The sequence below is a fragment of the Streptomyces sp. Z423-1 genome (assembly GCF_013009255.1).
GTDB classification, from domain to species: Bacteria; Actinomycetota; Actinomycetes; order Streptomycetales; family Streptomycetaceae; genus Streptomyces; species Streptomyces gossypiisoli.
Genome location: NZ_CP053109.1, coordinates 9302529 through 9320810 on the forward strand (window position 1 = coordinate 9302529; position 18282 = coordinate 9320810).

The 18282-nt window shown below is 71.1% G+C and carries 13 protein-coding genes; 10 read left to right on the forward strand and 3 right to left on the reverse strand.

The window, feature by feature from the left end:
• Window positions 1–39: 39 nt before the first annotated feature.
• From HJD23_RS42300 to HJD23_RS42310, 3 genes are all read left to right on the forward strand, one after another.
• Window positions 40–1026, forward strand: coding sequence for a hypothetical protein (locus HJD23_RS42300; RefSeq protein WP_171110444.1), 987 nt, complete (start codon window positions 40–42; stop codon window positions 1024–1026).
• Window positions 1027–1173: 147 nt separating this feature from the next.
• Complete coding sequence (locus HJD23_RS42305; RefSeq protein WP_171110445.1) at window positions 1174–3039, forward strand: HSP90 family protein; 1866 nt, start codon at window positions 1174–1176, stop codon at window positions 3037–3039.
• A gap of 12 nt (window positions 3040–3051) precedes the next feature.
• Window positions 3052–5985: a hypothetical protein gene (locus tag HJD23_RS42310; RefSeq protein WP_171110446.1), complete on the forward strand. Its 2934-nt coding sequence runs from the start codon at window positions 3052–3054 to the stop codon at window positions 5983–5985.
• Between the two features lie 150 nt (window positions 5986–6135).
• Here the strand turns inward: HJD23_RS42310 and HJD23_RS42315 are convergent, their stop codons facing one another.
• Window positions 6136–6801 (reverse strand): NAD(P)-binding domain-containing protein, encoded by a 666-nt coding sequence (locus HJD23_RS42315; protein ID WP_171110447.1) that lies wholly within the window; start codon window positions 6799–6801, stop codon window positions 6136–6138.
• Window positions 6802–7142: 341 nt separating this feature from the next.
• Here HJD23_RS42315 and HJD23_RS42320 point away from each other — a divergent pair, with 341 nt between their 5' ends.
• On the forward strand, window positions 7143–9944 hold the full coding sequence (locus HJD23_RS42320) for a sugar-binding domain-containing protein (RefSeq protein WP_171110448.1): 2802 nt from the start codon (window positions 7143–7145) through the stop codon (window positions 9942–9944).
• A 130-nt stretch (window positions 9945–10074) separates the two neighbouring features.
• On the opposite strand, the gene HJD23_RS42325 is transcribed toward HJD23_RS42320, so the two are convergent.
• Window positions 10075–11253, reverse strand: a complete 1179-nt coding sequence (locus tag HJD23_RS42325) for a DSD1 family PLP-dependent enzyme (RefSeq protein ID WP_171110449.1) — start codon at window positions 11251–11253, stop codon at window positions 10075–10077.
• On the reverse strand, window positions 11250–12236 hold the full coding sequence (locus HJD23_RS42330; protein WP_171110450.1) for an ornithine cyclodeaminase family protein: 987 nt from the start codon (window positions 12234–12236) through the stop codon (window positions 11250–11252). Before HJD23_RS42330 ends, HJD23_RS42325 begins: the two co-directional genes overlap by 4 nt.
• A 216-nt stretch (window positions 12237–12452) precedes the next feature.
• On the opposite strand from HJD23_RS42330, the gene HJD23_RS42335 reads away from it, so the two are divergent.
• The 6 genes from HJD23_RS42335 to HJD23_RS42360 all read left to right on the forward strand — a co-directional run bounded on the left by HJD23_RS42335 (window position 12453) and on the right by HJD23_RS42360 (window position 18279).
• On the forward strand, window positions 12453–13076 hold the full coding sequence (locus tag HJD23_RS42335; protein WP_171110451.1) for a TetR family transcriptional regulator: 624 nt from the start codon (window positions 12453–12455) through the stop codon (window positions 13074–13076).
• A gap of 441 nt (window positions 13077–13517) precedes the next feature.
• Window positions 13518–14603, forward strand: coding sequence for an S-(hydroxymethyl)mycothiol dehydrogenase (locus HJD23_RS42340; protein WP_171110452.1), 1086 nt, complete (start codon window positions 13518–13520; stop codon window positions 14601–14603).
• Window positions 14600–15235: an MBL fold metallo-hydrolase gene (locus tag HJD23_RS42345; protein WP_171110453.1), complete on the forward strand. Its 636-nt coding sequence runs from the start codon at window positions 14600–14602 to the stop codon at window positions 15233–15235. Before HJD23_RS42340 ends, HJD23_RS42345 begins: the two co-directional genes overlap by 4 nt.
• Window positions 15236–15496: 261 nt before the next feature.
• The gene (locus HJD23_RS42350; RefSeq protein ID WP_171110454.1) at window positions 15497–15859 is read left to right on the forward strand and encodes a bifunctional 3-phenylpropionate/cinnamic acid dioxygenase ferredoxin subunit; all 363 of its coding nucleotides are present in this window, start codon (window positions 15497–15499) and stop codon (window positions 15857–15859) included.
• Window positions 15856–17019 carry an FAD-dependent oxidoreductase gene (locus tag HJD23_RS42355; RefSeq protein ID WP_171110455.1) on the forward strand — a complete coding sequence of 388 codons (1164 nt, stop codon included), beginning with the start codon at window positions 15856–15858 and terminating at the stop codon, window positions 17017–17019. The genes HJD23_RS42350 and HJD23_RS42355 overlap by 4 nt, the downstream gene beginning before the upstream one ends.
• Before the next feature lie 129 nt (window positions 17020–17148).
• Window positions 17149–18279: an aromatic ring-hydroxylating dioxygenase subunit alpha gene (locus HJD23_RS42360; RefSeq protein WP_171134133.1), complete on the forward strand. Its 1131-nt coding sequence runs from the start codon at window positions 17149–17151 to the stop codon at window positions 18277–18279.
• Window positions 18280–18282 lie beyond the last annotated feature (3 nt).

The window sequence follows — 18282 nt, forward strand, 5'->3', positions numbered from 1 at the left end:
CTGCACCGGACGATCACGCGGGACCAGGGAGGGCGCGGCATGTTGGGCAGGCTGTTCGGCAGGAGTGCGGAGAGACCGGCGGCGGATCCGCATATCCTTCCCGTCCCGCGCAGGCAGAAGAACGGGATGTACACGCTGCGCGCGCTCGGGGACGCGCGGGTGCTGGCGCTGGTGGAAGCGGCCGACGCGGGTGACTGGGAGGCCGTCAAGGCGGCGCTGGCCCCCTTCGATCTCGGCCGCGACCACCAGGTCCTGGGTGAGCTCGCCGACCTGGACGGGGTGCAGGACTGGATCGGCCGGGCCGTCGAGGAGGACAAGGAGCACCGGGCGACCGCCCTGCTGATATCCGGCGCGCGCCACATCAGCTGGGCCTGGGAGGCGCGCACCGCCGCGCGTGCCGTGAACGTCACGCAGGAGCAGTGGCGGATCTTCCACGAGCGGCTCCACATCGCCGAGGAGCAGCTGCTCGAGGCCGCCGAGTTGCGGCCGGAATGGGTCACTCCGTGGCGCCGCCTCCTCACCTCCGGCCGCGGCATGTCGCTGGGCTCCGCCGTCAACGAGACCCGGCTCGACGCCGCCCTGCGCCGCGACCCGCTGGACCTGGAGACCCATCTCGAGTGGGTGTCGCAGTTGCAGCCCCGTTGGGGCGGCGAGCCGGGGCAGGCCCTGGCGTTCGCCCAGGAGGCGTTCGCCCGCGCCCCGCAGGGACACCGCCTAGGCTGCGTGATCGCCATGGCGTACATCGAGGAGTGGGTCGAGGCGGAGCACGGGGACCACCTCGAAACCGACGAGATCCGGGCGCAGTTGCGGGAGGCGGCGGACCACAGCATCCTCCACCCCGCGTACGTGTGGCGCCCGGGCTGGCAGCAGGACTTCAACATGTTCGCCATGGCCCTGTCGCTGGCCGGCGAGCGCCACACGGTCCGGCGCGTCTTCCAGACGCTGGACGGCGCCTACACCAAGTGGCCCTGGACCTACTTCGCCGAGCCCGAGAAGCAGTTCGCGCGCCACCAGCGCCGCGCCTGAGCACCGGTCGGCCCCGCCGCGCCCGATCACCCGCCGGACCCCGCCGCGCATGAGCGCACGCCGGCCCAGTCACGCCCGATCACCTGCCGGACCCGGCCCCGGTGCCGCGCGCCCGCAACCCGTCACCCCTCCCACTCCGGACTGCCGATGACTCTGCCCGACACCGCCGCGTACCCGGCCGGCGCCGACCGCACCTTCCAGGTGGATCTGCGCGGCCTTGTCGACCTCCTCTCCCACCACCTCTACTCCAGCCCTCGCGTCTACCTGCGCGAACTGATGCAGAACGCGGTGGACGCGCTGACCGCCCGGCACGCCCTCGAACCGGCCACCCCCGCCGACGCCTTCGGCGTCCGCCTGTACGCCGACGGTTCGGTGGTACGCGTCGAGGACGACGGCGTCGGTCTCACCGAGGCCGACGTGCACACCTTCCTCGCCACCATCGGCCGCAGCAGCAAGCGCGCCGAGCAGATCGCCGAACAACGCGGGGACTTCATCGGCCAGTTCGGAATCGGCCTGCTCTCCTGCTTCCTGGTCGCGGACGAGATCCACGTCCTGAGCCGCTCCGCCCGCACCCCCGACGCCCCCGCCGTGGAGTGGCGCGGACGCGGCGACGGCAGCTACACCGTCCGCACCCTGCCCGCCTCCGCCCGTCCCCGGCCCGGCACCACCGTCACGCTGACGCCGCGCGCCGACGCGGGCGAGTGGACCCGCCCGGCGCAGGTGCACGCGCTGGCCCGCCACTTCGGCTCCCTGCTGCGCCACCCGGTGACCTTCGACGACGGCACAGGCGGCCCGAGTGGTACGGGCAGCCCGGGAGCGTCCGTCAACCCAGACCCCGCACCCTGGGCGCGCACATACCCCACACCTGGAGCCCGATCCCGCGCCCTGGCCGCGTACGGCGAGGAGGTCTTCGGGTTCACGCCACTGGACACCATCGAGCTGGACCTGCCGGCCGTAGGCCTGAAAGGCATCGCGTGCGTGCTGCCCGAGGCGGTGCCGGCCGGGCGCCGCCACGGCCACCGCGTACACGTCAAGGGCATGCTGCTGTCCGAGCAGGCCGAGGAGATGCTGCCCGAGTGGGCCTTCTTCGTCCGCTGCGTCGTCGACGCCGAGAGCCTGCGCCCGACGGCGTCCCGCGAGTCGCTGTACGCGGACGACACCCTCGCCGCCGTCCGCGACGCCCTCGCCGAGCGGCTGCGCGCCTGGATCGCCCGGGCCGCCGCCAGCGACCCGGACCTGCTCGCCCGCTTCCTCCAGGCCCACCACCTGGCCGTGAAGTCGCTCGCGGTGCACGACGACGAGATCCTGCGGATGCTGCTGCCCTGGCTGCCGTTCGAGACCACCGACGGGCACTGCACCCTCGACGAGTTCGCGCGCACCCACCGCACCGTGCTCGTGACGTCGAGCGTGGAGGAGTTCCGGCAGGTCGCGGCGATCGCCTCGGCCGCCGGGCTCGGCGTCGTCAACGGCGGCTACACCTACGACCGTGAGCTGGTCCACCGGCTGCCCGAGATCAGGCCCGAGGTCAGCGTCGCCGACCTCGACCCGGCGACCCTCACCGCCCACCTCGACCCCGTCGACCGGGAGACGGAACTGGCCGCCGCGGCCTACCTCGCCCAGGCCCGCGACGCCCTCGCCGTCTTCGACTGCGACGTCGCGCTGCGCACCTTCCAGCCCGCCTCCGCCCCCGCGCTCCTGGTCGACAGCCGCGAGGCCCGGCACGAGCGCACCCGCTCCCAGCTCGCCCGTGAGCAGGAGGGCGGCCTGTGGGGCGACATCCTCGGCGCCCTGCGCCAGGAGGCCCCGCGGGCCCAGCTGATCCTCAACCAGCTCAACCCGCTGGTCCGCACCGCCGTCACCATCGACGAGCCCGAGCTGGCCCGCACCAGCGCCGAAGCCCTCTACGGGCAGGCCGCGATGCTGTCCCGGCGCCCGCTCAGGCCCGCCGAGTCGAGCCTCATCAACCGCTCCTTCCTCGACCTTCTCGCCCACGCCCTCCGCAAGGACAGCTAAGGACAGCCGACGATGACGACCGCACCACAGACCACCGACGAGCTGTACCAGGCGCTCCAGGAGAACGACCGGCGCCCCTACGGCCGCACCCGCACCGTCACCGCCGAGGAACTCGTCGACGCCGCCGAGCAGTTCGCGGAGCCCGTCCCGCTCATCCACGCGCTCCTCGAACTGCAGGAGGCGTACACCTACGGCTCCGAACCCCGGAAGTCGCCCGTCGTCTTCGCCCGTCTGCTCACCCTCTTCGACGAGCAGCCCGACGTCTTCGACGAGCGCCTGCGCCACATGCTGTTCTGGCGGTTCAAGTGGGTGGCCAACGCCCTGCGCGCGCTGCCCGAGATACCACTGGCCAGCCTGCGCCAGTGGCTGACGGAGATGCGCGACCGGTACGAGAAGGCCGGCCTCGGCCTCCAGCCCTACTACGGACAGGCGTACCAGCTCGCCGCCCACGTCGACGAGGACACCACCCTCGCCTACGAGCTGTGGGCGGGCCGCACCCGCACCCGGTTCAGCGACTGCGAGGCCTGCGAGATCTGTGAGCGCGCCCTCTACCACCTGACGGCGGGCGACGACGAGCGGGCGCTGCGCGCCTGGGAGCCCGTCCTGGCCGGGAAGGAGTCCTGCCAGGAGGAGCCGGCCCGCTCCGTCTCGTACGCGCTGCTGCCCCTGCTGCGCACCGGCCGCACCGACCGGGCCCGCGAACTGCACCTCGCCGGCTACCGCGGCTGCCGCCGCAACCCCTCGATGTCCCAGGAGGTCGGCCGGCACCTGGAGTTCTGCGCACTGACCGGCAACGAGGCGCGCGGCCTGGAACTGCTCGCCGAGAACCGGAACCTGTTCGACGAGGTCGACTCGCCGCTGGACCTGCTCGGTTTCCTCACCGGCGTGGAGGTCCTCCTCCAGCGCGTCGAGTTCCTCGGCCACGGCGAACTGCCCACCGTCGGGTACGCGGGCCGCACCTGGACGGTGGCCGCCCTGCGCGCCGAGGTGCGCGGCCGCGCCGACGACCTCGCTGCCCGCTTCGACGCCCGCAACGGCACCACGGCCCACACCGACCGCCGCAAGGCCCGCCTCGACCGTGCCCCGCTCCTGGACGCACTGGAACTGACCCTGCGCACCCGCAGCCTCGACGACGTGACCCCGGCCGCCCCGGTCGCCGCGCCCGCCACCCGTACGGCCGCCGAGGTACCCGACTCGCTGCCCGAACTCATCCTCCGGGCACGGACGTTGGAGGAGCAGGGGCACCCCGACGCAAAGGCCTGCTGGGCGCGGCTGCGCACGCTCGTCGCCGCCCGCGACTACATCCACCCCGGCGACCCGGCAGTGGGCCCGCTCGTACAGCTGCGCGCGGACCTGCTGGCCGACGAGGCGAACCGGGCGGGCGAGAAGGACGAGTTCGCCGACGCCGCCGACCTCCACGAGGAGGCCGCAGCCCTGTACGACGACGCCGGAGAGCCGGGTCATGCGGCGCTCGCCCGAGCCTGCGCCCTGCTCGCCACCGCCGAGGCCCCGGCGCAGGACGCGGACGGAGCCGAGGCGAAGGCCGCCGCGCTGACCGCTGCCCACGAGAGCATGGTCCGCCTGCACGCCGAGACACCGGGCCTCACTCCTTCTCAGGAGGCCCGCCTGCTGCGGCTGCGCGCGACCGCGCTCGGCCTGCGCCTGCAGGCATCGAGGCGCGAGGAGCACGTAGCGCCGGTCCTCGCCGAGGTGGACCTGCTGCACGCGTTCGCCACCCGGCACGACGTCGTCGGGCAGATCTCCGGCGGCCTGCTGCTGCGCGCCAGCACGTACGCCCTCTCCGGCGACCTGCCCGCCGCGGTCACCGAGATCGACGCCCTCCTCGACCGGCTGAAGGCGCACGGCCCCGCCTGGCACCTGCCCCGCACCCTCGGACTGCGCGGCCGGCTCCAGCTCGGCCTCCGGGACGCGCAGGCCGCGCACGCGGACCTGACCGAGGGCTTGCGACTGGCCGCCGACTGGCCGGCCGACGCGGTCGACACCGCCCGTCTGCACGGTGATCTGGCCGAGGCCTGCATGCACCTGGGCCGCCCCGACGAGGCCCTGCGGCACCTGACGCGCTCCGCGGAGGTGGAACTTCGCCGCGGCAGCCGGACGGACGCGTTCTGCGCGTACAGCAACGCGGCCCAGCTCAGCCTCGACCTGGGCCGCGTCGAGGACTGCATCGCTCTGCTCGACTCCCTGCTGGCCGAACCGGACGTCGTCGCCGGAGAGTTGGACGATCGGCTGGTCGCTCAGCTGCGCCTGACCCGCGCCCGCGCGCTGCACGCGGGGGAGGACCTCAAGGCCGCCACGGCGGAGTTCGTCGCCCTCGCGGCCGAGTCGGCCGGTTGGGACGACGACCCGGGGAGCCACGCCATGATCGCCGCGGAGACGGCCGTACTCCTCGGCGAGTCCGGCGAGTTCGGCCGGGCCCGCGAGGCCGCGGACCAGGCACTCGCCGCCCACGCCCGGGACCCGCGCTACGAGCAGCTCAGCAACTGCCTGCGCGAACTCGCCCGTCTCCAGGCGCAACAGCAGGGCCCCGACGGCCTGGCCGACGCGCTCGCTTTCCTCGCCGACGCGGGCCGGATCGCCGACGAGGCCCGCGCCGCCGAGTACGAGGCGCACGGCCGCTCCCTGGACACGGCCCTGGCCTACGAACACGGGCGGGTCAACGCCTACGCCGGCGAGTACGAGGACGCCCTGGCCGCCCTGGAGAAGGCCCTCGCCCTGCTCGGCGAGCCGGGACAGGAGGACGACCGCGCCGGCGAGTGGGCCGAGTGCGTCCGCCTCGCGGGTGCCGTGGAGGGCATCTACCTGGAACGCCCGGCCCCCGCCCTCACCCGCCTCGACGCGGCGATCTCCCGCCTGACCGCCCTGGGCCACACCGAGGAGACCGAGCCGCTGACGTCCTTGGCTGCCCGACTGCGCGACGAGGAGTGACGCGGCGGTGCCGGGGCGACAGCCCCGGCACCGGGGTCCACCTCCCGGGGGGCGGAGCCGCTGGCTGTGCTACGTCGCCCTGCTCACCCTGGCGTTCGCGCTGTCGTCGCGCGATGACACCGATGGCCTTCCGACGGGGGTGATTACTGTTCAGTCGGCGCGGAACTCCGGCTTTCGATCCGGTGTCGCCGCCGCCAGCGCCTTGGTGACCTCGGCGGTGCCGGCGCGCAAGCCGTACACCGGGGTGGCGGGCTGCTGACGCCAGGACTCGTCGATCCCGCCCGCGTCGACTGTGTCGAAACCGATCTCGTCGATGAGGGCCATCACCTTGCGCTTGGCCTCTTCGTCGTCACCGGCCACCGGCAGGGCCATACGGTCGGGAGTTCCTGCCGGGCGGGCCCGTTCGAGGATGTCCTGGGCGAAGGTGCCGTTGAAGGCCTTGATCACGGCGTGCCCGATCTGGCGTTCGGTCCAGCGGCTCTCGGTGAGGCCTTCGTCCTCGATCGCGGCGATCTTGCCGTCACGCTGCCTGGGGTAGTAGTTGCCGGTGTCGATGACCGCGACACCTTCTGCCGCCCCGTCCAGCAGTCCGGACGGGAGGTTCGGGACTGCCTTCATCGGGACCGTGACGACGACGATGTCGGCACCCTGGGCCGCCTGCTCCGCCCGAGTGGGGGTGGCGCCGGTCTCCTTGGCCAGTGCAGTGAGGGTGTGCGGGCCGCGTGAGTTGGCCACGGAGACGTCGTGACCGAGGGCGGTGAGGCGACGAGTGAGGTTACCGCCGATGTTGCCGGCGCCGATGATGCCAATCTTCATGACTGGGCCTTTCCGAACGTTCGACAGCTGCGGACCAAGGCTTCAGCGCCGACGTGGAGCCGGCTATTCCGACAGGTACGGCAGAGCGATGGCCGATGCGCAGGCGCGTCGTCCGTTGGCACTGACAGGGCTTGGTCAGAGGGCCCACACTCCCGCCACAGAGGACAACGCAGGCCCCAAGAGCGGCCCCGGCGCCCGTCAACCACTCCCGTCATCCGGGTTGCGCACAGCACCTGAGGACCTCGGCATTGCTCCTCCCCGCGCTCCCCGGTTGCTGCGATCGGGCGACGCGCGGCATGTGGAGCGTCGGCCGGCGAGGCTTCGGCACCATGCTGAAGGGCATGCCTCAACAGCTGGGCCGCGTGTCGCCGTGCCGCCCTGGTCACCCGTTCCCGTCCCTCCCGGCCGGCGGTCCCTCACACCGCCGGGCTCGGGTATCCGGCCGGTCCGTCGCCTCCGCCCTCCTCGGCCTGCTGGTCTTCCTGGCCCCCGCCCTCACCCCGGTCGGCTTCACTGGCCGGGCGGCGGCGTTCGGTACGCCGGCCGGCGCCGCGGTCACCGTCGGGCATGGCTCCGGCAGGGCTCTGGACAGGTTCATGATCCAGTCGACCGCCCTGGTGAAGGACCCGGCGGTCGAGGTGTCCAGCCCCGGCTATCCGACGAAGGGCTGGTACCAGGCCGGCCCTCGCTCCACCGTCCTCGCCGCCCTGCTGGCGGCCGGGGTCCACCCCGACCCGTTCCACTCCACCAATCAGAAGTTGATCCCTGCCGCCGACTTCACGGTCCCGTGGTGGTACCGGTCCGACTTCTCGGTCGACGACAGCCGGGCAGGTCGTACGTATCTCGACTTCAGTGGGGTGACCTCTGCCGCCGACGTCTTCGTCAACGGCCGTCAAGTCGCGACGGCGAGCAAGGTCGCCGGGACCTACACCCGACACGAGCTGGACATCACCACCCTGATCAAGCCGGGCACCAACACCGTTGCCTTCCGGGTCCAGCCCAACGACCCGCGCAGGCACCTCACGGTGGGCTGGCTCGACTGGCTGCAGCCACCCCCGGACCGGAACATGGGCATCGTCCGCGACGTCGTCGTCCGCCGCAGCGGCCCGGTGGTCCTCCGTGACGCCCACGTCGTCACCGACCTGGCCGTGCCGTCGCTGGCCTCCGCCGACCTGACCGTCAAGGCCCGCCTGCGCAACGACTCACCCGACACCGTCACGGCGCGCCTCTCCGGCACGGCCGGGCCCGCAGCCCTCAGCCGGCAGGTGACGCTGGCGCCCGGGGAAAGCCGGACCGTGGTCTTCTCCCCGGCCGACCACCCCCGCCTCCATGTGCCGTCGCCACGCGTATGGTGGCCCGCCGGGATGGGCGGGCAGCCCCTGTACGACCTCGACCTGGCCGTGACGGTCGACGGAGTCACCTCCGACACCGCACACACCGCCTTCGGTATCCGCGACGTGCAGGCGCCGATCAACGCCGACGGCGCGCGCCAGTACCGGATCAACGGCCGCCCGCTGCTGATCAAGGGCGCGGGCTGGTCCCCCGACGAGTTCCTGCGCTGGGACCCCGCCTACGCCGAGCACCGCATGCAGTACGTCCGCGACCTGGGCCTGAACACGCTGCGCCTGGAAGGCCACCTCGAGCCCGACGAGTTCTTCGACCTCGCCGACCGGTACGGAATCCTCACGATCGCCGGCTGGGAGTGCTGCAACAAGTGGGAAGGGGAGGTCAACCCCGCGGAGTCAGGGGAGAAGTGGGACGCCGCCGACCACGCGGTCGCCCGGGCGTCGATGGCCGCCGAGGCGGCCCGGCTGCGCCACCACCCCAGCGTGATCTCGTTCCTGATCGGCAGCGACGCGGCGCCCAACGCCGAGATCGAGTCGGGATACCTCAAGGCGCTGCGAGCGGCTGACTGGAACGTGCCCGTGATCCCTTCCGCCTCCGGGAAGTCGACACCCGTCACCGGCCGCTCCGGGATGCGGATGACCGGCCCCTACGACTGGGTGCCGCCCGGCTACTGGTACGACAAACGTGAGGGAGGAGCCACCGGCTTCAACTCCGAGACCAGCGCCGGCCCGAGCATCCCCACCCTCGACACACTGCGGCGGATGCTGACCCCGGCCGAGCTGGAGACCCTCTGGAAGCAACCCTCCGCTCCCCAGTACCACCGCTCTCCCTCACCCACATTCTCGACACTCAAGCTGTACAACGCCGCGCTCGCCGGCCGCTACGGACGCCCGACCGATCTCGGCGACTACGTGCGCAAGGCCCAGCTCGCCCAGTACGAGAACGTCCGGGCGCAGTTCGAGGCCTACTCCCGCAACGCCAAGGACACCACCGCCCCCGCGACCGGCGTCATCTACTGGATGCTCAACAGTGGCTGGACCTCCCTCCACTGGCAGCTCATCGACCGCTATCTCGACCAGAACGGGGCCTACTTCGGTGCGAAGAAGGCCAACGAACCCCTCCACATCCAGTACGGGTACGACAACCGCACGGTGAGCATCGTCAACAACCGCGCAACCGCCGCCTCAGGGCTGAAGGCCCGGGTCACTCTCTTCAACCCCGACGGGACCAAGAAGTACGACCGCACGGTGACCGGTGTCGACGTCGAGGCCCGCGGCGTGACCACCACCTCGCTGACCCTCCCGGCCACGGTCCCCGGCCTGGCAAGGACGTACCTGGCCCGGCTGCAGCTCACCGACACCACCGGCCGGGAACTGAGCCGCAACGTCTACTGGCTCTCCACCCGCAACGACGTCCTCGACTACGCCAGAACCGACTGGTACTACACCCCCACCACCTCCTACGCCGACCTGACGGGACTGAACTCGATGCCACAGGTCACCTTGGACGTGACAGCAACGACGAAAGTGACCAGGGCCGGCACATCGACGACGACCGTGACCCTCCGCCACCCGGGCACCACGAACGCCCCCGCTCTGCTCACGGACGTCGACCTGGTGTCCGCGGACGGGAAGACTCCCACGCTGCCCGTCCACTGGAACGACAATCAGATCAGCCTGTGGCCGGGCGAATCGGCAACTTTGGTGGCCTCCCATCGGACCGTCGATCCGGACCGCACCCCACGCGTACGTGTCTCTGGATGGAACGCCCGGGCCGTCACCGTCCCGTCCAGCTGACGATGCGGCATCGCAGATCGGTTTCCCGGCTCGGTCGGCACTGGCTCTCTTTGCGAACGGCCCTTCCCGGTGAATGAAGCCGGGGAGGCACCGCCGGCCGGGCGGCTGGTTTCTGCGTCGTCCCGGTTGGTTACCAGCCGGTGACGCGCTGCCAGAAGTCCTGGATCGCCGGTGCGGGGTCCGTGGGTCGGGTGCTGTCGATGACGTGGTAGCCCTGGTGCTGGGCGGCGGTGGCGCAGGCGTGGTTGGGCAGGATGCGCAGGCGGGTGCCGACGGGCAGGTCGGGCAGGTGGGCGCCGTCGCGGGCGGTGAGGGTGCCGTGTTCCTGGCTTGCGGCCGTCATGACCAGGCCCGGGATGAGGGTGCCGTCCAGTTCGGTGACCAGGCCGTAGCCCTGGTCCTGCGCCTGCACGGCGGTGCCGCGGTCGCGGGACATGGCCATCCAGCCGCCGTCGGTGACGATCCATCCGTACTCGGGGCGGTGGCCGATGACGGTGACGACGACGGACAGGGCGAGGTCCTCGATGCGGCAGACGCCGATGCCGGCCATGACCAGGTCGAAGAAGACGTAGTTGCCTGCGCGCAGTTCGGTGACTCCGGTGAGGTCCTCGGCGGCGTGGGCGGTGGGGGTGGAGCCGACGCTGACGGTGGTCACGGGCAGGCCGGCCGCGCGCAGCCGCTCGGCCGCGGTGACGGCGGTGTCGCGTTCGTTCTTCGCCGCCAGAAGCTGTTCCTCGGAGGTGTCGGTGAAGTACGACTCGCCGGCATGGGCCAGCACTCCGTCCAGACAGCCCGCGTCGTGCAGGATGCGGCCGATCTCGACGAGCTCGGGGGTGTCGGGCTTGAGCCCGCCGCGGTGGCCGTCGCAGTCGATCTCGATCTGGGTGGGGATGGGAAGGCCGGCCTGGCGGGAGGCTTCGGCGACGGACTCCGCCTGCTCGGCGCTGTCCAACAGGATGCGCAGGGTGACGCCGCGGCGCCGCAGCTTGAGGACGCGCGGGAGTTTGTGGGGGGCGATACCGACGGCATAAGTGATGTCGGTGTAGCCGCCGTCGGCGAACGCCTCCGCCTCGGCAAGGGTGGAGACAGTGATGGGGCAGGGGGTGCCGTGGTGCATGAGGGCGGCGACGTCGAGGCTCTTGGCCGTCTTCACGTGGGGGCGCAGGGCGACCTCCAGCCGATCGGCCCTGGCCGCCAGTCGTTCGATGTTGCGCCGCGTCTTGTGCACGTCGACGACGGCGAACGGGGTGTCCGGATCGGCAAGCGTCCGGGCGGCGCTGGGGCTGGTGGCGGTAGCGGGGGTGTTCACAGGGAGATGTCCATTTTCTTCAGGAGGGCCAGGCCCAGGTACAGGTCCTGCAGGCCGATTCCGGAGCTGTCGAAGATCGTGATGTCGTTGTCGTCGGTGCGTCCGATGGCGCGTTGGGTGAGGACCTCGCCGAGCGGGGTGAGGACTGTCTCGGCAGGAGCGTGCTGGCTCTCGCCCATGCGGCGGGCCTGTTCGGGAAGGTCGCAGAAGACACGGGCACGCCGGAACAGGTCGGGCGGGAGTTCCCGCTTGCCGGGGGCATCGGCGCCCATGCAGGAGATGTGTGAACCGGGGCGGACCCACGCGGCCTCGAACAGCGGCGGAGTGTCGGCCCGGGCGGTGGTGACGGTGACGATCACGTCGGCCCGGGCACAGGCTTCCTCGGCGCCCACGCTGCGCGCGGTGTGCCCCTGGGCTGCCAGTGCCGCGGTCATCCGCTCGGCACGGCCGGCGCTACGTCCCACGACCAGAACCTCGCTGATGGGCCGGACGCGGCTGACGGCCGCCACCTCGTAGGCGGCCTGGTGGCCGGTGCCGAAGATGGCCAGGGTGGATGTACCGGCACGGGCCAGCAGGTCGACGGCGAGGGCGTCGGCCGCGGCGGTCCGGTAGGCGTTCGCGGTGCCGACCTCCAGGACGGCCGCGATCCTGCCGATCGTCTGGTCGAACAGCAGCAGGGTGGAGTGGTGGCGCGGGAGCCCGTGCTCGGCGTTGCCGGGCCAGTAGGTACCGATCTTCACCCCCGCATGGGTCGCGGACGCGGACGGCTTGAGGGTGAACCGGTTGCGCGGGTCGGACCCGTGCACGGCGAGACTGGGAAAGACGGTGCCGTCCACCGTCGCGGCGAAGGCGGTGCGGGCCGCTTTCAGGGCCAGATCCTCGTCCACGAGCGCGGCGGTCTGCTCCTCGGTGATGTGCAGCAGACGGCGCGCAGCCGGTGACGGGCCGGAGCCGGAAGAGGGAGCGGGTGCGGCGGAGGTCATGGACTGCCCTTCACTTGGCGTAGGCCCGGGAACATGCGGCCCAGCGCGACAGCGAGGCCCACCCCGGAGATACTACTGGACTGATTGTCCAAGCGTGGACTGTCAGTCTAAACGGTCTTCGGTGATCGTCCAGCAGGCCGGCAACGCCTCGTCGGCTGTCTGGCAGGTGGGTTTGATACTCAGTATCAATTTGAGCCCTTGCTATACCCTTCGGGTATGACCGAGACCGCCCGTACCGCCGACCAGTCCGCACGCAAGCCGCCTGGCCTGCGTGAGCGCATGCGTGCGACGGTTCGGGCGGAGGTGGTCGAGGTGGCGCACCGGCTCTTCACCGAGCAGGGGTTCGACCGGACGACCGTCGACCAGATCGCGGCCGAGGTGGGCCTGTCGCGTGCCAGCCTGTTCCGGTACTTCGGCACCAAGGAAGAGATCGTCCTGGGGCGCCTGGAGGAATCCGGTCGCCGGATCGCAGAAGCGCTTGCCTCCCGCCCCGACGACGAGCGGCCCTGGGAGGCGCTGCGCCGGGCGTTCGACGTCCTCACGCGGATGAACGAGCAGGCGCCCGAGCAGGCACTCAGCTATCTGCGCATGCTCCAGGAGACCCCGTCACTGCGCGCCGGGCACTACCAGAAGCAGCTGAGCTGGCAGGAACTGCTGGTGCCGGAGATCGCCCGGCGGCTGGGGGTCAGCCCTGACCGGCCGGAGGAGACCGGGCCGAGTGCGCTGGCTGCCGCCGCGCTCGCCTGCCTGGACGTGGCCGCCACGGGGTGGGTGGCTTGCGAAGGCACTGTTCCCCTGGCCGTGTTGCTCGATCGCGCGATGGGTGCGCTGGCGGAGTAGGTTCGCAGGGCCGATGAGGACCGCCCACCGCTCAGGCAGCCGGTATGGCCCGGATCTTGGTCTTGGCTGAGCGGGGTCGTTCAGAAGCCTGGCCCCTGTTGGCGCATCGGCCGTCGGAGTGAGTGTCCGGATACAAGAACGGCCACCGGCCGGGCGGCCCCGATGGCGCCGAGCGCCTCCTCGTCGTTGGCGGCGAAGACGGCGGCCGGAGGGTGAATGCCCCGCGGCAGTCGCTTCCGACGGCCGGGCGTGGTGGGCGCTGACCTCGCCGATCACATGGTGCCGAAGGCCGACGGGCCCCGGGTGGCAAGGGATGAATGTGCCGGGCGCCGAATCCTTGACCCCTGGTCGGCACTCCATGGATGCTGTGTTGCGGTACGTGAGATGCGTGCCGTATTGAGCAACGTCTGACTCAGATCTCGTAACAGCCGAGGAGTGGCCATGACTCACCAGGTCCGTGCTGTCGTCGCGCGGGGCAAGGGCGCCCCCGTCAGCCTGGAAACGATCGTCGTGCCCGACCCGGGCCCGGGAGAGGCGCTGGTGAAGATCCAGGCCTGCGGGGTCTGCCACACCGATCTGCACTATCGCGAGGGCGGCATCAACGACGACTTCCCCTTCCTCCTGGGGCACGAGGCCGCGGGCGTGGTGGAGGCGGTCGGAGAAGGGGTCACCGACGTCGCACCCGGTGACTTCGTCGTCCTCAACTGGCGTGCGGTGTGCGGGCAGTGCCGGGCCTGTCAGCGCGGACGGCCGTGGTACTGCTTCAGCACCCACAACGCGAAGCAGAAGATGACCCTGACCGACGGCACGGAACTGTCACCGGCGCTGGGCATCGGCGCGTTCGCGGAGAAGACGCTGGTGGCGGCGGGGCAGTGCACGAAGGTCGACCCGGCCGCGTCGGCTGCCGCCGCCGGTCTGCTGGGGTGTGGCGTCATGGCGGGCATCGGCGCGGCCATCAACACCGGCAATGTCGGACGTGGTGACAGTGTGGCCGTCATCGGTTGCGGCGGCGTCGGGGCCGCAGCGGTCGTCGGGTCGAACCTGGCGGGTGCGGCGAAGATCATCGCGGTGGACATCGACGACGCCAAGCTGGACACCGCCAAGAAGCTGGGCGCGACCCACACCGTCAACTCCAGGAACACCGACCCGGTCGAGGCGATCCGCGAGCTGACCGGCGGATTCGGCGCCGACGTGGTCGTCGAGGCGGTCGGCCGCCCGGAGACGTACCAACAGGCCTTCTACGCCCGAGACCTGGCCGGCACGGTCGTCCTCGTCGGCGTGCCGACCCCGGAGATGAAGCTGGAACTGCCGCTGCTGGACCTCTTCGGCCGGGGCGGCTCGCTGAAGTCCTCCTGGTACGGCGACTGCCTGCCCAGCCGGGACTTCCCGATGCTCATCGACCTCTATCTGCAGGGCCGCCTGGACCTGGACACCTTCGTCACGGAGACCATCGCGCTGGACGACGTCGAGAAGGCCTTCGAGCGGATGCACCGTGGCGACGTCCTGCGCTCGGTGGTGGTCCTGTGACGACCGGCCCCCGCATCGAACATCTCGTCACCTCGGGGACGTTCTCGCTGGACGGCGGCACCTGGGACGTCGACAACAACGTGTGGATCATCGGCGACGACACCGAGGCGATCGTCATCGACGCCGCGCACGACGCCGAGGCGATCGCCGAGGCCCTCGGCGGCCGCACCCTGCGCGCCATCGTGTGCACCCACGCGCACAACGACCACATCGACGCCGCGCCCGACCTCGCGGCGCGCACCGGCGCCCCGATCCTGCTCCACGGCGACGATCTGCCGCTGTGGAAACAGACCCACCCCGACCGGACGCCCGACGGCGACCTGGCCGACGGGCAGGTCCTCACGGTGGCCGGTGTCGAGCTGACCGTGCTGCACACCCCCGGCCATGCCCCCGGCGCGGTGTGCCTGTACGCGCCGGCCCTCACGGCCCTCTTCAGCGGCGACACGCTCTTCGCGGGCGGGCCGGGGGCGACGGGACGGTCGTACAGCCACTTCCCGACCATCATCGACTCCATCCGGGACCGACTGCTGATCCTGCCGGGCGACACCGTCGTACACACCGGCCACGGGGAGACGACCACGATCGCCGCCGAGGCCCCGTACCTTCAGGAGTGGATCGACCGAGGGTTCTGACCGCCGCCCGTCGAACAGCGCAACTACCCACCCCGGGAGGGGGCCCGACGCTGGACCGTCCCTCTTCGACCATGTCGGAGAGGCTGGTTCTCGGCGTCGCGCCCTCTCCCGGTTTGTTTCATATGGAGATTTGAGTTGTGTGATGGGCAACCAAAATCGACGGCTCAACCGGTCCTCGGAACGCCTTGACAAGGTTTCGGGGCGACTCCAGACTGATGTTGCGCTCACCGCAATCCGTTTCGCTATACGCACCGAGGTGTCATGATGATTCCCGCGTGCCGTCTCGCGGATCTCCCGCGAGGAGAGGCCATCCGGCTCGACATCGACCCGCCGGTCTCGGTGTTCCACACCGACGACGGCGAGCTCTTCGCCATTGACGACACCTGCACCCACCAGGACGCCTCGCTCGCCGACGGCTGGCTGGAGGGCTGCGAGGTGGAATGCCCCCTGCATGCCTCCAAGTTCGATCTGAAGACCGGTGCTGTCGACGCCCCACCGGCCAAGCTCCCCGTGCGGACCCACGAGGTCCTCGTCGAGGACGGCATGATCTACGTCCGGCTGTCCACGGCCGCCCCCAACCTGCCGCCGTGCATCGCGGCCCGCCTCGCCGGCAGTGCCACGTGAAGACGGTGGCCGTGGTGGGTGCCTCGCTGGCCGGTCTGTCGGCGGCGCGCTCACTGCGGAAGCAGGGCTACGACGGGCGGCTGGTCGTCATCGGAGACGAACTCCACCGCCCGTACGACCGGCCCCCGCTGTCCAAGGAGTTCCTGGCCGGCACCATCGGCGAGGCGGACCTCGCGCTGGAGACGGACGACGAGGACCTGCGGGCGGAGTGGCTGCTCGGCACCCGCGCCACCGGACTCGACCGCACCGACCGCGCTGTTCGGCTCGCCGACGGCCGGAATGTCCGCGCCGACGGCATCGTCATCGCGACCGGCGCCGCCGCGCGTACGCTGCCCGGCTCCGAGGGGCTGGCCGGAGTGCACGTCCTGCGCACCCTGGACGACGCCCGCACGCTACGGGACGAGCTGACCCGCGGCGGACGGCTGGTCGTGATCGGCGGCGGATTCGTCGGTGCCGAGGTCGCCTCCACCGCGTACGCCCTCGGGCTCGACGTGACGGTGGTCGAGGCGGCCCCGACGCCGCTCGCCGGACCGCTCGGCGAGACCATGGGCGCCGTCGTCACCGCTCTGCACGCGGACCACGGCGTACGGCTGTTGTGCGGCGTGGGCGTCAAGGGGCTGAGTGGTGAGCGCCAGGTGGACGCCGTCCTGCTCCAGGACGGTCGCAGCATCCCGGCCGACATCGTCGTGGTCGGCGTTGGCGCACGACCGTGCGTCGAGTGGCTGGAGGGATCCGGCGTCGAGCTCGACAACGGCGTCAAGTGCGGTGCGGACGGCCGCACCAGCCTGGCCGGCGTCGTCGCGGTCGGCGACTGCGCCAACTGGTACGACCCCCGCGCGGGTGCCCATCGCCGCGTCGAACACTGGACCGGTGCGCTGGAGCGCCCCGCCGCCGCCGTCGCCACGCTGCTGGCGGGCGGCGCGGTGGAACCGGGCGTGCCCCGGCCGCCGTACTTCTGGTCGGACCAGTACGGCGTGAAGATCCAGTTCGTCGGCCACGCGGCCGGAGCCGACAGCGTGACGATCGAGGAAGGCTCCGCGGAGGACCGCAACGTCCTCGCCGTCTACCGGCGTGCCGGCGAGCCGGTCGCCGCGCTCGGGATGAACCAGCCGCGGCTGTTCACCCGCTGGCGCAAGCAACTCGCCCGCCCCGCGTCTTGACACCGCCTCTGAGGCATCCCATGCTGCGGTCTCACATAGCACGCAGCGTTGCTCCATACACAACGCCGTCCGGAGTCGCTCTTCCCGGCGCGTGAATGACCGATCCACGACGTTCCCGAGGAGTGCACCGTGACCTCGACCAGCCTGCCGGACAGTCTGATCGCCACTCTCCCCGGCTCCTTCTACACCGATGCCGGGATCTTCGCGCAGGAGCAGGAGCGCATATTCGAGTCCATGTGGTTCTGTGTCGCGCGCTCCTCCGACCTGGCGGGGCCCGGCGCCTTCCGGACCGTCGACGTGGGCCGCGAAGGCATCCTCGTCACCCGTGCAAGGGACAACAGCATCCGTGCGTACTTCAACGTATGCCGGCACCGCGGCGCGCGGATCTGCACGGAGAAGAGCGGCGAGGTCAAGCGGGCCTTCCAGTGCCCGTACCACGCCTGGACCTACGACCTGACCGGCAAACTGGTCGCGGCGCCCAACCTCACCAAGATGCCCGATGTCGGGCGCGTCGAGTACGGCTTGGTGAAGGTGGCCACCCGCGAATGGCTCGGTTATGTATGGGTCTGCCTGGCAGAGAACCCGCCCTCCTTCGAGGACGAGGTCATGGGCGAGGTCGTCGCCCGCCTCGGCGACGTGGACTCGATCGAGAGCTACGACATCGAGAACCTCACGGTGGGCCGGCGGATCACCTACGACGTGAAGGCGAACTGGAAGCTCATCATCGAGAACTTCATGGAGTGCTACCACTGCGCCACGATCCACCCCGAACTGACCGAGGTGCTGCCCGAGTTCGCCGACGGCTTCGCGGCGCAGTACTACGTCGGGCACGGGGCCGAGTTCGGTGAGGAGATCCGGGGCTTCACCGTGGACGGCAGCGAGGGGCTGGACCGCATCCCGGGGGTCTCCGAGGACCAGGACCGCCGCTATTACGCGATCACCGTCAGGCCCCAGGTATTCATCAACCTGGTTCCCGATCACGTGATCTTCCACCGGATGTATCCGATGGCCGTGGATCGCACGATCGTCGAGTGCGACTGGCTCTACCTCCCGCATGTCGTCGACAGCGGCAAGGACGTCAGCCGGTCGGTGGAGCTCTTCCACCGGGTCAACCAGCAGGACTTCGACGCCTGCGAGCGCACCCAGCCCGGGATGAGCTCCCGGATGTACGCCAAGGGCGGCGTCCTCGTCCCCAGCGAGCACCACATCGGCGCCTTCCATGACTGGGTGCACCAGCGTCTGGGCACGCACCAGCAGTAGGAG

Bases quoted from the DNA above. Each gene is read 5' to 3' on its own strand.
- HJD23_RS42300 (WP_171110444.1), top strand. From the start codon at position 40: ATGTTGGGCAGGCTGTTCGGCAGGAGTGCGGAGAGACCGGCGGCGGAT.
- HJD23_RS42305 (WP_171110445.1), top strand. From the start codon at position 1,174: ATGACTCTGCCCGACACCGCCGCGTACCCGGCCGGCGCCGACCGCACC.
- HJD23_RS42310 (WP_171110446.1), top strand. From the start codon at position 3,052: ATGACGACCGCACCACAGACCACCGACGAGCTGTACCAGGCGCTCCAG.
- HJD23_RS42315 (WP_171110447.1), bottom strand. From the start codon at position 6,801: ATGAAGATTGGCATCATCGGCGCCGGCAACATCGGCGGTAACCTCACT.
- HJD23_RS42320 (WP_171110448.1), top strand. From the start codon at position 7,143: ATGCCTCAACAGCTGGGCCGCGTGTCGCCGTGCCGCCCTGGTCACCCG.
- HJD23_RS42330 (WP_171110450.1), bottom strand. From the start codon at position 12,236: ATGACCTCCGCCGCACCCGCTCCCTCTTCCGGCTCCGGCCCGTCACCG.
- HJD23_RS42335 (WP_171110451.1), top strand. From the start codon at position 12,453: ATGACCGAGACCGCCCGTACCGCCGACCAGTCCGCACGCAAGCCGCCT.
- HJD23_RS42340 (WP_171110452.1), top strand. From the start codon at position 13,518: ATGACTCACCAGGTCCGTGCTGTCGTCGCGCGGGGCAAGGGCGCCCCC.
- HJD23_RS42350 (WP_171110454.1), top strand. From the start codon at position 15,497: ATGATGATTCCCGCGTGCCGTCTCGCGGATCTCCCGCGAGGAGAGGCC.